The following is a 15,852-nucleotide window of genomic DNA, read 5'->3' as shown; positions in this document are numbered from 1 at the left end:
GCCGGTGTGGACAGAACGGAGCACCGGGTCCGGCCGAGGGCCTATGACGACATCGAGGCATGCGTCCGCGTGCTGGGGGAGGTCCATCGGCGCGACGGCTACCCGGTGAACTGGCCTGCGCGGCCCGGTGAATGGCTGGCGCAGGCTTCGGTTCTGGGCAGCTGGGTCGCCGAGTCGGGCGGCCGGGTGGCGGGCCACGTCAGCCTGTCCCGCAGCGAGGAGGGCGACCTGGCCCCTGCCCTGTGGAGCGAGCGGAGTGGCACGAGCAGGGAAGAGGCCGCGGTGGTCGGCCGGCTGTTCGTCGCTCCGCGGGCGAGGGGACACGGGATCGGCGCGCTGCTGATCGGGCGAGCGGTGGAGGAAGCGCGCCGTCACCGCCTGCACCCGGTGCTCGACGTGGTCGCGTCCGACACCGCGGCCGCGGCCCTGTACGAACGGCTGGGCTGGACGAGGCTGGCCACGGTCGAACAGCGGTGGAGCGCGTCCCAGCTCGTGACCGTGCACTGCTACGCCGCATAAATATGTCGAGCACTGTAAATTAATTGACGCGGAGTGATCGTCTTCCTATGCTCTGCGGGCATGGAGCTGATCCAGGAAACCCCCGACCTTTCCGCCTACTTGGCCGCCGACGAGGTCATCGACCATGGCCATCCGGTCGTCCGAGAGGCGGCCGCCCGCCTCGCCAAGGAGGCGGCGGACTCGTATGCCTATGCGCGCCTGGCGTTCGAGTTCGTGCGCGACGCCATCCCGCACTCGCAGGACTCCGGCGACCCGCGCGTCACCTGGCGGGCGTCCGACGTCCTGGAGCAGGGCACCGGTATCTGCTACGCCAAGGCCCACGCGCTGGCCGCCCTGCTGCGCGCGGAGGACATCCCCACCGCGCTCTGCTACCAGACGTTCGACGTGGTGCACGGGCTGGTCGCGGTGCGGTTCAACGGCGCCTGGCACCGCCAGGACCCCCGGGGCAACAAACCCGGTGTGGACGCCCAGTTCTCCCTCGACGGCGAGCGGCTGGCCTTCACGCCCGACCCGGAGTCCGGCGAGACGGACTGCCCCACGCTCTACGCCGCGCCGCACCCGGCCGTCCTGAGCGCGCTCAAGGCTGCCCCCGACCGCCCGTCCCTCTGGCGAACGCTCCCGACAGCACTCTGAGGAGCACGGATCGAACCGACGGATCGCCGAGGCGCCCTGCGGGGGCGCCGGGAACCGCGAGACCGTCCCCGACGCACCCGCAGTCGAACAGCTATCGAGCGTCGGTCTCCCGCACCTGTTCCGGAGTGGGCGCCGTACCCCCGAGGTGGGCCGGCATCCACCAGGTGTCGTCCGGCCCCTTGGGGCGCACGGGATAGGCCCGCTGAGCCGCTTCCAGCAACTCGTTGACCCGCTCCCGCAGTTGCCGCGTGATCGCCCCCGCGTACTTGTCCCGCGAGGCCTCCATCGCCTCACCGACCCGCATCGTGATCGGGATGTGGCTGCGCTTGAAGTTGCGCGGGTGTCCCTTGGTCCAGATCCGCTGGGTGCCCCAGAGGGCCATCGGGATCAGCGGCACGCCCGCCTCCTGGGCCAGTCGTGCCGCGCCCGACTTGAAGCTCTTGAGCGTGAAGGACTGCGAGATGGTCGCCTCGGGGAAGACCCCGATGATCTCGCCCGACCGCAGCGACTCCAGGGCGTGGGCGTAAGCCGTCTCGCCCTGGGTCCGGTCGACCGGGATGTGCTTCATCCCGCGCATCAGCGGACCCGAGATCTTGTGGCGGAAGACGGACTCCTTCGCCATGAAGCGCACGAGACGCTTCTGCGGGAGCGCTGCCATGCCGTTGAACACGAAGTCCAGGTAACTGATGTGATTGCTCACCAGAACGGCGCCGCCCGAGCGCGGGATGTTCTCCGAACCCTTGCAGTCGATCTTGAGGTCCCAGGCCTTGAACAGTGCCTGGGCGAATCCGACGACGGGGCGGTAGACAAGCTCTGCCATGGGCGGGGTGAGCCCTTCCTGCTCTGCCGGGGAAGGGGAGTCCCGGCATTAAGTTACGCAGCCGTAGGTTTACGGCATCTCGCAGATCGTGCCCCAAGAACGAGCGGGGAGCCAGTCCTCGTGCCCGCCTCGGGCGAGATTCTCGTCACTTCCACCCTGTGATCCACCTTGGGCTTTTACGGCACCTTTACTCCGCGCGTACCGTCACCCGCCGCACGAGCAGGTACATCTCGCAGCCCAGGCAGTACCCGAACGCGGCGTTGAGGAATGCCGCCGCCAGAGCCGCTCCGGTGGCGGCGAGCCCGAGCCACTCCGGCCCGATCCCGTAGCCCACCAGTCCCAGCCCTGCGAAGGCGAGGCCCACGGCCTGCGCGAACCGCGGCGGCTCCGGCGACTCGAACTCGGTCGGCGGCCCGATCCGGGGCCTGACGGCCCTGCGGAACAGCCAGCCGTACGGCGAACGGCCCACCCCGCCCGCCGCGCCCAGCGCGAACGCCAGCGTCTGCCAGGCCAGCAGCCAGAAACTGCCCGTGATCAGAACGACCGCCAGGACGACGGTCGTCACCGCCGCGCCGAAACGCGGCCCCCTTGCATCAATGTCCATGAATCAAGCATTCCGCAACGGACGGGCCGGGGGGAGTCGGGAATCTTTGCAGTCTCGTGAATGCTTGTGCAGGTGATGACCGGACTTGTGGTGTGCGTGGTGGTGCTCGCGCTGGCGAGCGGCTTCGGAGTGCTGCAACGGCGGCGGAGCGGGAGAGTGCGGGTGCGCGGGCGCGACGACGACAAGAGGCTCGGCGCGGCCGAGTTGGGCGGGGAGCTCGGTGAGCGCGCGACGCTCGTCCAGTTCTCGAGCGCCTTCTGCGCGCCCTGCCGGGCGACCCGGCGGGTGCTGGGTGAGGTCGCCGGCCTCGTCCCGGGTGTGGCCCATGTCGAGATCGACGCCGAGAAGAACCTCGACCTGGTCCGCGAACTCGACATCCTCAAGACGCCGACGGTGCTGGTCCTCGACGCCGAGGGCAGAGTCGTACGGCGGGCCACCGGCCAGCCCCGGAAGGCGGACGTCATAGCAGCGATCGGGGAGGCGGTTTGACCCCGAATGTGCCCACGGTGAGGCATCTCCCATATGCCGGAACGAACTTGACGGTGTGCCGCACCTATCGTCAGCCTGACCGTATGCCTACGGAACTCTTTCTGTTCGGGCGGGCGCACGTCGACCTCGCCCGCACCGCGAGCGCGCGCTGTCCGGCTTGTTGAGCAGCCACGGTCCAGCTCGACACTCCTCGCAGAAGGACAACCGCATGACGGCCACGCCCGACCTCGGTACGCCCCAGCTCGCCTCCCCCGACCTCCTGCGCTCCGTCTTCCGGCGGCACGCCGCGGGCGTCGCCGTGATCACCGCCAGTGGCGAGGCGGGCCCGGTCGGCTTCACCGCCACCTCGCTCAGCTCGGTCTCCGCCGAACCCCCGATGCTCTCCTTCGGGATCGGTACGGGTGCCTCCAGTTGGCCCGCGATATCCCGGGCCGATCACGTGGGCGTGCACATACTCGGCGAACACCAGGAAGAGCTGGCCGCCACCTTCGCCCGCAGCGGCGCCGACCGCTTCGGCGCCTCCACCGCCTGGCGCGAGGGGCCCGAGGGTGTTCCTGTCCTCGGCGGCGTTCTCGCCTGGCTGGTCTGCCGGGTCGTTGCCCGCGTGCCCGCCGGGGACCACCGCATCGTGCTGGCCGAGGTGAACCTCGGAGACCCCGCGGGTGCCGGCCGGCCGCTTCTGTACCACCAGGGGCAGTTCAACGGCCTGCGCGACTGATCGGCTCATCACCTCATCCGCTGGTGTGCGGGACTGTCGGGTTCCGATTACGCTGCGTTGCAAAGGTCACAGTTCAAAGCGCTTGCTTAGCGGGCAGGAGCTGGGTGTACTGGTGAGTAATATTGCGGTCGGAGCGCAGCCCGCCCCGACCGGGATCGGCCGCTTGGGGCGCCTATGCTGCCTGCAAGAGGCAGCCGAAAAATGACGATGCAGTAGGAGAGCCGGCGTGAGCTTGAGGATCGTTGTCACTGTGAAGTATGTGCCCGACGCCACCGGCGACCGGCACTTCGCCGATGACCTGACCGTCGACCGGGACGACGTGGACGGTCTGCTCTCCGAGCTGGACGAGTACGCGGTCGAGCAGGCGCTGCAGATCTCGGAGAACTCCGATGACGACGTCGAGGTCACCGTCCTGACGGTCGGCCCGGAGGATGCGAAGGACGCGCTGCGCAAGGCGTTGTCGATGGGCGCGGACAAGGCGATCCACGTCGAGGACGACGATCTGCACGGCACGGATGTGATCGGTACCTCGCTGGTGCTGGCGAAGGCGATCGAGAAGGCCGGCTACGACCTGGTGATCTCGGGTCTGGCCTCCACCGACGGCACCATGGGTGTGGTCCCGGCGCTGCTGGCGGAGCGGCTGGGGGTGCCGCAGGTGACGCTGCTGTCCGAGGTGTCCGTCCAGGACGGCACGGTGAAGGGCCGCCGGGACGGTGATGCCGCCTCGGAGCAGCTGGAGGCCGCGCTGCCGGCGGTGGTGTCGGTGACCGACCAGTCGGGCGAGGCCCGCTACCCGTCGTTCAAGGGCATCATGGCCGCGAAGAAGAAGCCGGTGCAGGCCTGGGACCTGTCCGACCTGGACCTGGAGGCCGGGCAGGTGGGTCTGGACGGTGCGTACACCACGGTCGACTCCGCCACCCAGCGCCCGGCCCGTACCGCGGGCACGATCGTCAAGGACGAGGGCGAGGGCGGCAAGCAGCTCGCCGAGTACCTCGCGAGCCAGAAGTTCATCTAAGGGCCGTCGGCCTGCTGAGGCTCAACCCCCTTACCGCCCCTCAGACTTCGCAATCCGCAGGAGAGCATTCCCATGGCTGAAGTTCTCGTCTATGTCGACCACGTGGACGGTGCCGTCCGCAAGCCCACCCTGGAGCTGCTGACCCTGGCCCGCCGGATCGGTGAGCCGGTCGCCGTCGCGCTGGGCAACGGCGCCGCCGACACCGCCGCCACCCTGGCCGAGCACGGGGCCGTCAAGGTCCTCACCCACGATGGCGCCGAGTACGCCGACTACCTCGTCGTGCCCAAGGTCGACGCCCTGCAGGCCGCGGTCGCCGAGGTGTCCCCGGCCGCCGTGCTGGTGCCCTCCTCCGCCGAGGGCAAGGAGATCGCCGCCCGCCTCGCGCTGCGCATCGGTTCCGGCATCATCACCGACGCCACCGACCTGGAAGCCGGCGATCAGGGCCCCATCGCCACCCAGTCGGTGTTCGCCGCCTCCTTCACCACCAAGTCCCGTATCTCCAAGGGCACCCCGGTCATCACCGTCAAGCCCAACTCGGCCGCGGTCGAGACCGCCCCGGCCGCCGGCACCGTCTCGGAACTGAGCGTGTCCTTCGGGCCGCTGGCCACCGGGACCAAGGTCACCGGCCGTACCCCGCGTGAGTCGACCGGGCGCCCCGAGCTGACCGAGGCCGCGATCGTGGTCTCCGGCGGCCGCGGCGTCAACGGCTCCGAGAACTTCGCCCTCATCGAGGCCCTGGCCGACTCCCTCGGCGCGGCCGTGGGCGCCTCCCGCGCCGCGGTCGACGCGGGCTGGTACCCGCACACCAACCAGGTCGGCCAGACCGGCAAGAGCGTGTCCCCGCAGCTGTACATCGCCAACGGCATCTCCGGCGCCATCCAGCACCGCGCCGGCATGCAGACCTCCAAGACCATCGTCGCCGTCAACAAGGACGCCGAAGCCCCCATCTTCGACCTCGTCGACTACGGCGTCGTCGGCGACCTCTTCGACGTCGTCCCCGCCCTCACCGAAGAGATCAACACCCGCAAGGGCTGATCCCGCTCCGGGCGTACGAGGCCCCCGTGACCGCCGACGCGGTCGCGGGGGCCTCGGCTCATCCCAGGGTCACGGTGGCCTGCACCGGCAGGTGGTCGCTGGGGAACTGCCCGTTCATCTCGAAGGTGTTGATGACGGCCCGGTGGACGGTGGTGCCGGGCGTGGCGAGGATCCAGTCGATGCGTTCGCCGTCGGGAGTCAGGGGCTTGTAGCCGTGGAAGGTCGCGTACAGCCTGCCGCGTTCGGCCGCCGCGTCCCAGGTGTCGACGAGTCCGGTGGCGAGCAGGATGTCGTACGCCTGGTTCTCGCGGGCCGCGGCGTTGAAGTCGCCGGTCACGACGACGGGCAGTGAGCGGTCGACCGCGGCGATCCGCTGGCCGAGGAACTGCGCCGACCGCTCGCGCGCGTACTGGCCCACATGGTCGAAGTGCGTGTTGAAGACGTAGAAGTCCCGTCCGCCGACGGCCCGGTCGTGGAAGCGGACCCAGGTGACGATCCGGGGGAACGCGCCACCCCAGGTGTTGGAGCCGATGACCCTGGGCGTGTCGGAGAGCCAGAGCGTGTCGTGCTCGACGGGGGCCAGGCGCCGGGTGTCGTAGAAGATCGCCGTGGACTCGTCGTGGCTGCCGCCCTCGCGGCCGGTGCCGATCCACTCGTAGTGCGGTCCGAGGTCGGAGTGGATGTCGCGCAACTGCTGGTAGAGGCCCTCCTGGGTGCCGAGGACGGTGGGTGCCTCCTGGCGCAGCAGCTGGCGCATCACCGGGCGGCGGGTGGCCCAGCTGTTGGGTTCGGTGGTGCTGGCGAAGCGTAGGTTGAACGTCATGACATCGAGTCGGCGGTTGGCCGACCTGGCGGCGGAGGCCGGCAGCGTGCCCATGAGCGGCACGGTGACGGCGGCGGCCACGGCGGTTCTGAGCCCCATACGACGCGTCATTCTGTTGATGTCCGGCATGGTGTCCCTCCCGACGGACCAGGATGAATGTTCGAGCCGGAGTGTGGAAGACGGCGTAGGGGTTCTCGGCATCCTGGATGAACCCGGCGGCTCACGCTGTGGACGGGGTGTTGACCATCGGGAAACTTCGCGGATAACTTCGCTCTACGGATTGTTGATTCCGTAGAGCGGAAAACAGGAGGATGCGGGATGGGTCAGGGCCAGCAGGAGCAGGTGGCGACGAGCCTCGCGGGTGCCGTGAGCGAGGAGATCAGCGCCTCCCTCGCGCCGGTCGACGCCGAATTGGAGCGCCGCTATCCCGGAGACCCCGGCACCCGCCAGCCCGTGCACACCGTCTACGTCCCCGGTGACGTCTTCGCCGCCGACACCGTCCGCTCCTGGGGCGACCGGGCGCTCGCCGCCCTCGACGAACACGCCCCGGACGCAGCGTCCTTCGCCGCCGTGCTAGGGCTGTCCGACGATCTCGCCGAGCCCGTCCACACGCGTGTGCGGGCCAAGCTGGAGCACGAGCCGATCGAGGACCTGCGCGTCGACTTCGAGGACGGCTACGGCTCGCGCCCGGACGCCGAGGAGGACGAGGCAGCGGCCCGTGCGGCCCGGCTGATCGCCGAGGCGTACGAGAACGGCACGGCGGCGCCGTACATGGGCATCCGCATGAAGTGCATGGAGGCGGCCGTCCGTGACCGCGGCATCCGCACCCTCGACGTCTTCCTCACCGGCCTCATGGCAGCGGGAGGCCTGCCCGGGGGGCTGGTGCTGACCCTGCCGAAGGTGACGTACGCCGAGCAGGTCAGCGCGTTCGTGCGGCTCCTGGAGGCCTTCGAGAAGGCGCACGGGCTGGACCCCGGCCGCCTCGGCTTCGAGATCCAGATCGAGACCAGCCAGTCCGTGCTCGCCACCGACGGCACCGCCACCGTCGCCCGGATGATCCAGGCCGCCGAGGGCCGCGCCACCGGGCTCCATTACGGCACCTTCGACTACAGCGCCTGCCTCGGCGTCTCCGCCGCCCACCAGGCCAGCGACCATCCCGCCGCCGACCACGCCAAGGCGATCATGCAGGTCGCGGCCGCGGGCACCGGCGTACGCGTGTCGGACGGCTCCACGAACGTCCTGCCCGTCGGGCCGACGGCGAAGGTCCACGACGCCTGGCGGCTGCACTACGGCCTGACGCGCCGGGCACTGGCCCGCGCCTACTACCAGGGCTGGGACATGCACCCCGGCCACATCCCCACCCGGTACGCGGCCGTGTTCGCCTTCTACCGCGAAGGCTTCGAGCAGGCCGCAGGCCGCCTCGCCCGCTACGCCAACCGCGCGGGTGGCGACGTCATGGACGAACCCGCCACCGCCAAGGCGCTCAGCGGTTACCTGCTGCGCGGCCTCGACTGCGGTGCCCTCGACATCGCCGAGGTGGCCCGGCTGGCCGGTCTGACCCGGGCCGACCTGGAGAGCTATGCGGCACCGCGGCGCGGTGACCTGACCGTCTCCACGAATCAGCCGGAGAAGTAGCGGACCTGTCACAGTCGCAACCGCCGACTGGAGTTGTCACCTCTGCCCCGTAGTCTGTACGGCACGCATTGACGTGTTCACAGGAACGGGGCAGCTGTGTCTTCGGGGGAGACCAACGGAAAGGGCCAGGACGAGACCGGTCGCCTGCTGGCGGGGCGTTATCGCGTCGTGGCCCAGCTCGGGCGTGGCGGCATGGGCGTGGTCTGGCGGGCCGTCGACGAGGTGCTGGGCCGTGAGGTCGCGGTCAAGGAACTGCGCACCTACACCGACGCGGACGGCCCCGAACTCGCCGATTTGCGGCTGCGGATGCAGCGCGAGGCCCGTGCCGCGGCCCGGGTCCGGCATCCCGGTGTCGTCGCGGTCCACGACGTGGCCGAGGTCGACGGACGTCCGCTGATCGTCATGGAGCTGGTCGACGGCCCGTCCCTGGACGCGGTGCTGCGTGAGCGCGGCCCCCTGGACCCGCGTGAGGTGGCCGGGATCGGCGCCAGGGTCATGGACGCGCTGGCCGCCGCCCACGAGGCCGGCGTGCTGCACCGGGACGTCAAGCCCGGCAACATCCTGCTCGACCGCTCGGGCCGGGTCCTGCTGACCGACTTCGGCATCGCCACCATGGACGATCCGGGCGACGGCGCCGCCACCCAGCTCACCCGCACCGGTCATCTCGTCGGCTCCCTGGACTACATGGCGCCCGAGCGTGCCCAGGGCGCCGATCCGGGCCCGGCCTCCGACGTGTGGGCCCTGGGGGCCACGCTGTACGCGGCCGTCGAGGGCGCCTCGCCGTTCCGCCGCACGTCGACGTTCTCCACGCTCACCGCGATCGTCGGCGAACCGCTCCCCGCGGCCCACCGCGCCGGAGCCCTCGGCCCCGTCCTGGAGCGTCTGCTGGACAAGCGTGCCGAGGCCCGCCCGGGCGCCGAGGAGGCCCGTGAGCTGCTGCAGGCGGTGGCGGACGCGGCGGAGACGGACAGTGCCGCTGCGGACGGCGTCAGGACGGACAGCGCCACGACGACCCTGCGGGCTGCGGCTGCTCCGGCCGGACAAGCGGAACCGGAGCCCGAACCGGAGACTCCGCTGCTGCCGCCGGGCTTCCGGATGGCGGGACCGGCGGGCGCGGGGTCGGGGTCCGCTCAGCCGCAGCCGACTGCGCCCCCTGAGCCCGCGGCCGCAACCGGGTTCGACACCCCCGGGCAGGCCGTGCCCGGTGCTCAGGGCTTCGGGGCGCCCGCCGCTCACAGCGGTACTCCGGGACAGGCCGGTCTCCCCGTCCAGGGCTTCGGCCCCCCGCTCTCTCCGGAGCAGCCCCCGACGGGTCTCATAAGTGATTCCGACCCGCCCCGCCGCAAGGGGCGCGCGCTGCTCGTCGCGGCGGCCGTCACCGTGGTTCTCGCGATGGCCGGAACCGCCGTGGCGCTGCTGAACAACACGGGCAACGCCGAGGCCGACACCCGCCCGCCCGCGTCCGGTACCAGCGCCACGGTATCCACGTCCGCCCGTCCCGACGCCGATCGCTCCAGCAGCCCCAAGTCGACGGACAAGGGCGCCAAGAAGACCCCGGGCGCGAAGAAGACGTCCGGCGGGAACGACGGCTCCGGACCCTCGAGCTCCGCCTCCGCGACCTCCACGGCGAACTCCGCAGGCGGCGGTACCTCGGGCGGCGGCTCGGGCGGCACCTCCGGAGACGGTGGCTCCGGAGGGACCGAGGACGGGGGCACCGGGGACGGCGGCGCTTCCAGCACCCCGGCGCCGACCCCGGCCTGCACCGCCATCGGCGGCGGCAAGTACAACTGCACCGTCTGGAAGACCGCCACGTCCTACACCGCGTCCGGCGCGGAGGCCGGTGTCCTCCACGCGGGCACCAACTACTTCTTCTGCCAGTCGAACCTGGGCCGGCGCGAGACGTCCGGCGAGTGGACCAACGTCTGGTGGGCGAAGACGGACGACGACAGCGGCAACACCGGCGTCTGGGTCAGTGACGTCTACGTCAGGGGCGGCAGCAACGACGAGCCGGTACCGGGACTCCCGGTCTGCTGAGCCCTCACGTAGGGCTCCAGGCCGGACTCCGCCACCCGCTTCTCGTCGGCGAACAGTCGGGTGCCCGCCTCGCACAGCAGACGGTCGGCGCGGGCCCGTGCCACGAACTCCTCGGGCGTGACGCCGAACAGCTCCCTCAACCGGGCCGATCCCACGAGGAGTTCGGTCAGCAGCTCCCGCTGGCCGGGATGGGTGCGGGGAGCGCCGGTGCCGTCGTGCAGGACGCCGTGGCGGTTGACGTACGCGTGCACGCCCGGCAGCGTCCCGCCGTCGGGCAGTTCGACCCGCACATCGGGCGCGGGCAGCAGGGCGCGGCCGTAGTTGCCGTTCGGCAGCGGCACCCCCTCGCTCGCGTCGACCACCGCGAGCTGCTCGGTGTCGAGCCAGATGACGAACAACTCCCGTACGGCGTCCGGGGCGTGGAAGGGGGACGCGGACACGTATCCCATGCGGCTCACGTGCGCGGAAACGCCGACGTCGACGCCGCTCACCCGCGCCTTCACCATCGGGATGGGTGAGGTGATCCCGAACTCGGCCATCTTGTGCCGCAGTTGACCCGGACTGGCGTTGGAGCCGACCGCGAGGACGGGCACACGGTCCTCGTGGGTGAAGCGGTCGAGGGGCAACAGCCGGTCGCCGTCGAGGAGCGCGGAGTCCGGGGGCCAGGCGCCCGGGTAGCGCAACGGGTGATCGCGTGGTGCCTCGGCCAGGCCGAGGGACTCCAGAGTGCCGTCCTGCACGTGCCGCTCAGTCCGTCGGCGACAGTTCACCGGAACCGCGGGTGATCAACCGCGTCGGCAGTTCGATCCGCTCCGGCGTCAGCAGCGTGCCGTCCAGCTGGCGGAACAGCCGCTCCGCGGCCGTACGGCCGAGCGTCGCCGCATCCTGGGCCACGACGGTGACGCCCGGCTGGAGCAGGTCGGCGAGTTCGATGTCGTCGAAACCGACGAAGGCGACCCGGCGGGTGTGTTCGGCGAGCACGCGGACCACGGTGACCGTCACCCGGTTGTTGCCCGCGAAGATCGCGGTGACGGGGGAGGGCCCGGAGAGCATCCCCTCGGCCGCCCGGCGCACCCGCTCCGGGTCGGTGATCCCGAGCGACGTCCAGGCGTCCGCCACCTCTATACCGGCGTCCTCCATGGCGGCCCGGTACCCGCGCAGCCGCTCGGCGGCCGTGTGGATGCGGGGCATGTCACCGATGAAGCCGATCCGCCGGTGGCCGTGGGCGATCAGGTGGGCGACGCCGTCGCGGGCACCGCCGAAGTTGTCGGACAGGACCACGTCGGCGTCGATCTGCCCCGCCGGACGGTCCACGAACACCGTGGCGACGCCCGCCTTCAACTCGGGCTCCAGGTAACGGTGGTCGTCACCGGCCGGAATGACCACGAGGCCGTCCACGCGCCGGGCGCACAGCGCGAGCACCAGCTCCTGCTCCCGCTCCGGGTCCTCCGCGCTGGAACCGTTGATGAGCAGGGCGCCGTTGGCCCGGGCGACCTCCTCCACGGCACGGCTGAGGGGGCCGTAGAACGGGTCGGCGAGATCCTCCAGGACCAGACCGATACTGGAGGTGCGGCCCTTGCGCAGCACGCGCGCGCTGTCGTTGCGGCGGAAGCCGAGCGCCTCGATGGCCTCCCGGACCCGGTGCTCCGTCTCCGGCGTCACACCCGCCTCGCCGTTGACGACGCGCGAGACCGTCTTGAGCCCTACACCGGCCCGTGCGGCCACGTCCTTCATGGTCGGGCGATTGCCGTACCGGGTCGCGGAGTGACGGTCTGCTCGGCTGTGGGTGTCGGGCACGATGCGGCGTCCTGTCCTGTCGTCGACGGGGGTGCGACGGTCCATGATTTTGTATGAGGATGTGGCGTCGAGCATAGAGCCTGGACAACGTTGTCAGATGCGGGAGACACTGTCCACCGCAATCTGCCGGTCTGCGCCCCCACCGCGAGACCGGCCTGTCCATTCCTCAAGGTTGACGGGGAGAACTGACACTGATGCACACCGACCTCGTGGCTGCGCTCGACATCGGCGGCACCAAGATCGCCGGAGCGCTGGTGGACGGCCACGGCCGGATCCTCCTGCGCGCGCAACGCGCCACGCCCGCGCAGGAGGACGGCGACAGCGTGATGCGCGCCGTCGAGGCGACGCTCGGCGAGCTCACCGGCTCGCCGCTGTGGGGACGCGCCACCGCCCTCGGCATCGGCAGCGCGGGCCCGGTGGACGCCTCCACCGGCACCGTGAGCCCGGTGAACGTGCCCGGCTGGCGCGACTATCCGCTGGTCCGGCATGTCCGGGCGGCGGCCGGCGGGCTCCCCGTCGAGCTGATCGGCGACGGCGTGGCCATCACCGCCGCCGAGCACTGGCAGGGCGCCGCCCGCGGCCACGACAACGCGCTGTGCATGGTCGTCTCGACGGGAGTCGGGGGCGGCCTGGTCCTGAACGGCCAGCTGCACGCCGGACCCACCGGCAACGCCGGTCACATCGGGCACATCAGCGTCGACCTGGACGGTGACCCGTGCCCGTGCGGGGGGCGCGGCTGCGTGGAGCGCATAGCCAGCGGGCCGAACATCGCCCGGCGGGCGCTGGAGAACGGCTGGCGGCCGGGCCCGGACGGCGACACCTCCGCCGCCGCGGTGGCCGACGCGGCCCGGGCCGGCGACCCGGTCGCCGTGGCCTCCTTCGCGCGGGCCGCCCGGGCGCTGGCCGCGGGGATCGCCGCCACCGCGACCCTCGTCGAGATCGACATCGCCGTCATCGGCGGCGGGGTGGGCAAGGCGGGCGACGTCCTCTTCGAGCCGCTGCGCAAGGCGCTGGGCGACTACGCGACCCTCTCCTTTGTTCAGCGTCTGACGATCGCGCCCGCGCAGATGGGCACGGACGCGGGACTGGTCGGCGCGGCCGCGGCGGCTCTCGCGAGGCAGGCGGACACGGCCGCGGCGGTCTGACGCCGGGGCGGTGCGAGGGAGCGCCGCTGTCGGCAGAAACGTTCACTGGGCGACCGGGTCCGGCGGCGGGCCCGGTCGCCGAGCGCTGTCAGCAACTCAAGCGCGCGTCCGCCCAGTCCGCGTGGTCCGAGTCGATGCCGTCCCCGCCGTCGGTGACGACGAGCCGGACCACCCGGGCGCCGGTGACGTCGGCGGTGAGCGGCCGGGCCGGCATGGCGTTGGTGAGGGTGCCGGTGGACGCCACCTCGGTGCCGTCCGCCCAGACCTCGAAGGCGACGGTGCCGTTCGCACCCTTCTCGTCGTCGACGCCGACCTGGGCGGTGACCGTCTCGCAGGTCCCGCCCGTGTAGTACTCGACGGTGCTCTCCGCGTGCACACCGAGCCCCTTGGCGTACACCACCCCGCCGACAGTGATCGGATGACCGTCGCCCGCGGCGCTCTCCCCGTTGCTGGTGTTGCGTTCGACGGGCCCGTAGCCGTTGGCGGCCGTCAGCCACGGAAGGTCACCGAGGCCGGAGGTGCCCGAGGGCGGCGGTACCACCACGGTCGCCGTGAAGGGCAGCGTGCTGTCGGCCCGGACGCCTGCCGGTGAGCGGTAACTCGCCCTGAGCGTCAGGTCGTACGCCCCCGTCGGCGTCCCCGGCGGCGCGGTGACCGACCACCCGGTGCGCAGCGAACGGCCCGTGGGCAGGACCGCGGAGACGGTCGGCGAGGTCGCCTCGACTGTCCAGCCCGCGGGGCCGGTCAGCCGTACGGAGACCTGCCGGGCCGGGGTGCGGCCCAGGTCGGTGACCGTCGTCGTCAGCCGGGCCGGTGTGCCCGCCTCGGCCAACGGGCTCTCGTCCAGGCCGAGTTCGACGGCGGGCGGGTACCGGTGCCACCGGCGGTCCGCGGCGACCCGTACGAGGACCGTGCCGTGCGCCGGGACGGTCGCCGAGATCGTGCCCGCGGTGTTGTGGCTCTGGTGCCGCCACAGGTCGCGCAGGGTGTACGCCTCGGCGTCGGGCAGGCCGACGGCCGCGGCGGTCGTGGCGATGCGCAGGGGGCCGTTCGTCTCGTTGAAGAGAGCCACCGCGCGGCTGCCGTCCCGCATCGGCTTGGCGACGACCCAGCGTCCGCCCGCGGACGAGACCACGGTGCCCTGCTTGCCCAGCGGGTCCTGGTCGACGGCGATGACCTCCTTGTTGCCGAGGATCTCCAGGGTCTGCGGTGAGGCCGAGCGCAGGTCGCTGCCGATGAGCAGCGGTGCGGCCATGACCGACCACATCGAGAAGTGCGAGCGGTACTCGGTGGAGGTCATGCCGCCGTTGCCGACCTCCAGCATGTCGGGGTCGTTCCAGTGGCCGGGGCCCGCGTGGGGCGCCAGGGGCAGGTTCTGCTTGAGGATCGACAGCATCGAGCCCCAGTTGTCGCTGATGTCTCCGGTGGTGCGCCACAGGTGTCCGACGTCGGCCGCCCACTCCCAGGGCTTGTTCTGGCCCCATTCGCAGATGCTGTAGACGATGGGCCGGCCGGTCGCCGCGAGGGCGTCGCGCATGGTCGTGTAACGCAACCGGGCGTCCACACCCTGGTTGTTGCAGTTGTCGTACTTGAGGTAGTCGACGCCCCAGTCGGTGAACTGCCGGGCGTCGCTGTACTCATGGCCCAGCGCGCCCGGGAAACCGGCGGAGTCGCACGTCTTGGTGCCCGCGCTGGTGTAGATCCCGAGCTTGAGGCCCTTGGAGTGCACGTAGTCGGCGACGGCCTTGATCCCGTTCGGGAAGCGGGCCGGGTCCGGAACGAGCCTGCCGTCGGCGTCCCGGGCCGGCAGGGCCCAGCAGTCGTCGAGGTTGACGTACTGGTATCCGGCGTCCTTGAGGCCCTTCTCGACGAGGATGTCCGCGATCCCCCTGACCATGGACTCGTCGAACTCGGCCCGGCAGTGGGTGGAGTTCCAGTTGTTGAAGCCCATGGGCGGGGTGAGGGCGAGGCCGTCGGCGAGCGCGGGCGAGGGTGGACCTGCCTCGTCCGCCACGGCCAGGGGAGCCACCCCCGGTACCGAGAACAGCAGCACTGTGAGTGCCGCGATCAGCCTTCGGCGGGTTGTGCGGGTGTGAAGGTGACGCATCGTTACGTTCCTCCGAACCAGCGGAAGGTGGGATGACTGCATGTACGCGTCACCCTGTGGGCGTCAAAGGTAGGACGTGTCGGACTGTGGTGTGAAGGGAGCTGTGCGAGGGGCGGCAGCGTGACTCATTCCGTCCGGTGACGTTGATCAGCGCATGAAGAAGCGCAGCATGCTCGCCATCGCCTCCCTCGCCACCGGCTTCGTCGTCGCCGCGGTCACGCCGTCGCACTCCCTGGACCTGGGCAAGGACCTGAACCACATCAACGTCGACGACACCCTGAGCACCCTCGGCCACACCGTCTCCAGCGACAGCCTGGACGGCGTCGACGAGACCGCCCTCGGGCAGAACCGCTGACGGGTTCCACCGCACGGACCGGGGGGGGGGGGGGGGGGGGGGGGGGGGGGGGGGGGGGGGGGGGGGGGGGGGGGGGGCAGGAGGGGGGGGGGGGGGGGGGGGGGGGGGGGGAGAAAAAAAAAA

At 71.3% G+C, this 15,852-nt stretch carries 16 protein-coding genes; 10 read left to right on the top strand and 6 right to left on the bottom strand.

Annotated features, from left to right (window positions below):
- Positions 1-6 precede the first annotated feature (6 nt).
- The gene (locus ACZ48Z_RS06680) at positions 7-519 is read left to right on the top strand and encodes a GNAT family N-acetyltransferase (protein ID WP_468734698.1); all 513 of its coding nucleotides are present in this window, start codon (positions 7-9) and stop codon (positions 517-519) included.
- Positions 520-579: 60 nt separating this feature from the next.
- Complete coding sequence (locus ACZ48Z_RS06675) at positions 580-1,152, top strand: transglutaminase domain-containing protein (protein ID WP_468734697.1); 573 nt, start codon at positions 580-582, stop codon at positions 1,150-1,152.
- A 91-nt stretch (positions 1,153-1,243) separates the two neighbouring features.
- Here the strand turns inward: ACZ48Z_RS06675 and ACZ48Z_RS06670 are convergent, their stop codons facing one another.
- Entirely contained in the window at positions 1,244-1,972 is a 729-nt protein-coding gene (locus tag ACZ48Z_RS06670; protein ID WP_468734696.1) for a lysophospholipid acyltransferase family protein, read from the bottom strand.
- A gap of 187 nt (positions 1,973-2,159) precedes the next feature.
- Positions 2,160-2,576 carry a DUF4395 domain-containing protein gene (locus ACZ48Z_RS06665; protein WP_468734695.1) on the bottom strand — a complete coding sequence of 139 codons (417 nt, stop codon included), beginning with the start codon at positions 2,574-2,576 and terminating at the stop codon, positions 2,160-2,162.
- A gap of 75 nt (positions 2,577-2,651) precedes the next feature.
- On the opposite strand from ACZ48Z_RS06665, the gene ACZ48Z_RS06660 reads away from it, so the two are divergent.
- The 4 genes from ACZ48Z_RS06660 (at position 2,652) to ACZ48Z_RS06645 (ending at position 5,833) form a co-directional block, all read left to right on the top strand.
- On the top strand, positions 2,652-3,065 hold the full coding sequence (locus ACZ48Z_RS06660; RefSeq protein WP_468734868.1) for a TlpA family protein disulfide reductase: 414 nt from the start codon (positions 2,652-2,654) through the stop codon (positions 3,063-3,065).
- A gap of 208 nt (positions 3,066-3,273) precedes the next feature.
- On the top strand, positions 3,274-3,783 hold the full coding sequence (locus tag ACZ48Z_RS06655) for a flavin reductase family protein (RefSeq protein ID WP_468734694.1): 510 nt from the start codon (positions 3,274-3,276) through the stop codon (positions 3,781-3,783).
- A gap of 226 nt (positions 3,784-4,009) precedes the next feature.
- A complete protein-coding gene (locus ACZ48Z_RS06650; protein WP_468734693.1) occupies positions 4,010-4,798 on the top strand; it encodes an electron transfer flavoprotein subunit beta/FixA family protein in 789 nt (262 codons plus the stop codon).
- A 72-nt stretch (positions 4,799-4,870) separates the two neighbouring features.
- Positions 4,871-5,833, top strand: a complete 963-nt coding sequence (locus ACZ48Z_RS06645) for an electron transfer flavoprotein subunit alpha/FixB family protein (protein ID WP_468734692.1) — start codon at positions 4,871-4,873, stop codon at positions 5,831-5,833.
- A gap of 58 nt (positions 5,834-5,891) precedes the next feature.
- On the opposite strand, the gene ACZ48Z_RS06640 is transcribed toward ACZ48Z_RS06645, so the two are convergent.
- Entirely contained in the window at positions 5,892-6,785 is an 894-nt protein-coding gene (locus ACZ48Z_RS06640; RefSeq protein ID WP_468734691.1) for an endonuclease/exonuclease/phosphatase family protein, read from the bottom strand.
- Positions 6,786-6,974: 189 nt separating this feature from the next.
- On the opposite strand from ACZ48Z_RS06640, the gene ACZ48Z_RS06635 reads away from it, so the two are divergent.
- Together ACZ48Z_RS06635 and ACZ48Z_RS06630 are read left to right on the top strand one after the other, a co-directional pair.
- Entirely contained in the window at positions 6,975-8,291 is a 1,317-nt protein-coding gene (locus ACZ48Z_RS06635; RefSeq protein ID WP_468734690.1) for a DUF6986 family protein, read from the top strand.
- A gap of 96 nt (positions 8,292-8,387) precedes the next feature.
- On the top strand, positions 8,388-10,325 hold the full coding sequence (locus tag ACZ48Z_RS06630) for a serine/threonine-protein kinase (RefSeq protein WP_468734689.1): 1,938 nt from the start codon (positions 8,388-8,390) through the stop codon (positions 10,323-10,325).
- Here ACZ48Z_RS06630 and ACZ48Z_RS06625 read toward each other — a convergent pair.
- Together ACZ48Z_RS06625 and ACZ48Z_RS06620 are read right to left on the bottom strand one after the other, a co-directional pair.
- Positions 10,271-11,065 (bottom strand): hypothetical protein, encoded by a 795-nt coding sequence (locus ACZ48Z_RS06625; protein ID WP_468734688.1) that lies wholly within the window; start codon positions 11,063-11,065, stop codon positions 10,271-10,273. The two genes, ACZ48Z_RS06630 and ACZ48Z_RS06625, sit on opposite strands and share 55 nt — an antisense overlap.
- A 7-nt stretch (positions 11,066-11,072) precedes the next feature.
- The gene (locus ACZ48Z_RS06620) at positions 11,073-12,122 is read right to left on the bottom strand and encodes a LacI family DNA-binding transcriptional regulator (RefSeq protein WP_468734867.1); all 1,050 of its coding nucleotides are present in this window, start codon (positions 12,120-12,122) and stop codon (positions 11,073-11,075) included.
- Positions 12,123-12,316: 194 nt separating this feature from the next.
- Here ACZ48Z_RS06620 and ACZ48Z_RS06615 point away from each other — a divergent pair, with 194 nt between their 5' ends.
- Entirely contained in the window at positions 12,317-13,267 is a 951-nt protein-coding gene (locus ACZ48Z_RS06615; protein ID WP_468734687.1) for an ROK family protein, read from the top strand.
- Between the two features lie 88 nt (positions 13,268-13,355).
- On the opposite strand, the gene ACZ48Z_RS06610 is transcribed toward ACZ48Z_RS06615, so the two are convergent.
- Positions 13,356-15,374, bottom strand: coding sequence for an NPCBM/NEW2 domain-containing protein (locus ACZ48Z_RS06610; protein ID WP_468734686.1), 2,019 nt, complete (start codon positions 15,372-15,374; stop codon positions 13,356-13,358).
- 154 nt (positions 15,375-15,528) lie between these two features.
- Between ACZ48Z_RS06610 and ACZ48Z_RS06605 the strand changes: the two genes are divergently transcribed.
- Entirely contained in the window at positions 15,529-15,729 is a 201-nt protein-coding gene (locus ACZ48Z_RS06605) for a hypothetical protein (protein WP_328744967.1), read from the top strand.
- Positions 15,730-15,852: the final 123 nt, after the last annotated feature.

The organism is Streptomyces sp. NPDC031225, assembly GCF_055570355.1.
The sequence above is the reverse complement of the archived record's forward strand: the minus strand, read 5'-3'. Positions and strand labels throughout refer to the sequence as shown.

Excerpts from the sequence above, each read along its gene's own strand:
- ACZ48Z_RS06675 (WP_468734697.1), top strand. The coding sequence starts at position 580 with ATGGAGCTGATCCAGGAAACCCCCGACCTTTCCGCCTACTTGGCCGCC.
- ACZ48Z_RS06670 (WP_468734696.1), bottom strand. The coding sequence starts at position 1,972 with ATGGCAGAGCTTGTCTACCGCCCCGTCGTCGGATTCGCCCAGGCACTG.
- ACZ48Z_RS06665 (WP_468734695.1), bottom strand. The coding sequence starts at position 2,576 with ATGGACATTGATGCAAGGGGGCCGCGTTTCGGCGCGGCGGTGACGACC.
- ACZ48Z_RS06660 (WP_468734868.1), top strand. The coding sequence starts at position 2,652 with ATGACCGGACTTGTGGTGTGCGTGGTGGTGCTCGCGCTGGCGAGCGGC.
- ACZ48Z_RS06655 (WP_468734694.1), top strand. The coding sequence starts at position 3,274 with ATGACGGCCACGCCCGACCTCGGTACGCCCCAGCTCGCCTCCCCCGAC.
- ACZ48Z_RS06645 (WP_468734692.1), top strand. The coding sequence starts at position 4,871 with ATGGCTGAAGTTCTCGTCTATGTCGACCACGTGGACGGTGCCGTCCGC.
- ACZ48Z_RS06640 (WP_468734691.1), bottom strand. The coding sequence starts at position 6,785 with ATGCCGGACATCAACAGAATGACGCGTCGTATGGGGCTCAGAACCGCC.
- ACZ48Z_RS06635 (WP_468734690.1), top strand. The coding sequence starts at position 6,975 with ATGGGTCAGGGCCAGCAGGAGCAGGTGGCGACGAGCCTCGCGGGTGCC.
- ACZ48Z_RS06615 (WP_468734687.1), top strand. The coding sequence starts at position 12,317 with ATGCACACCGACCTCGTGGCTGCGCTCGACATCGGCGGCACCAAGATC.
- ACZ48Z_RS06610 (WP_468734686.1), bottom strand. The coding sequence starts at position 15,374 with ATGCGTCACCTTCACACCCGCACAACCCGCCGAAGGCTGATCGCGGCA.
- ACZ48Z_RS06605 (WP_328744967.1), top strand. The coding sequence starts at position 15,529 with ATGAAGAAGCGCAGCATGCTCGCCATCGCCTCCCTCGCCACCGGCTTC.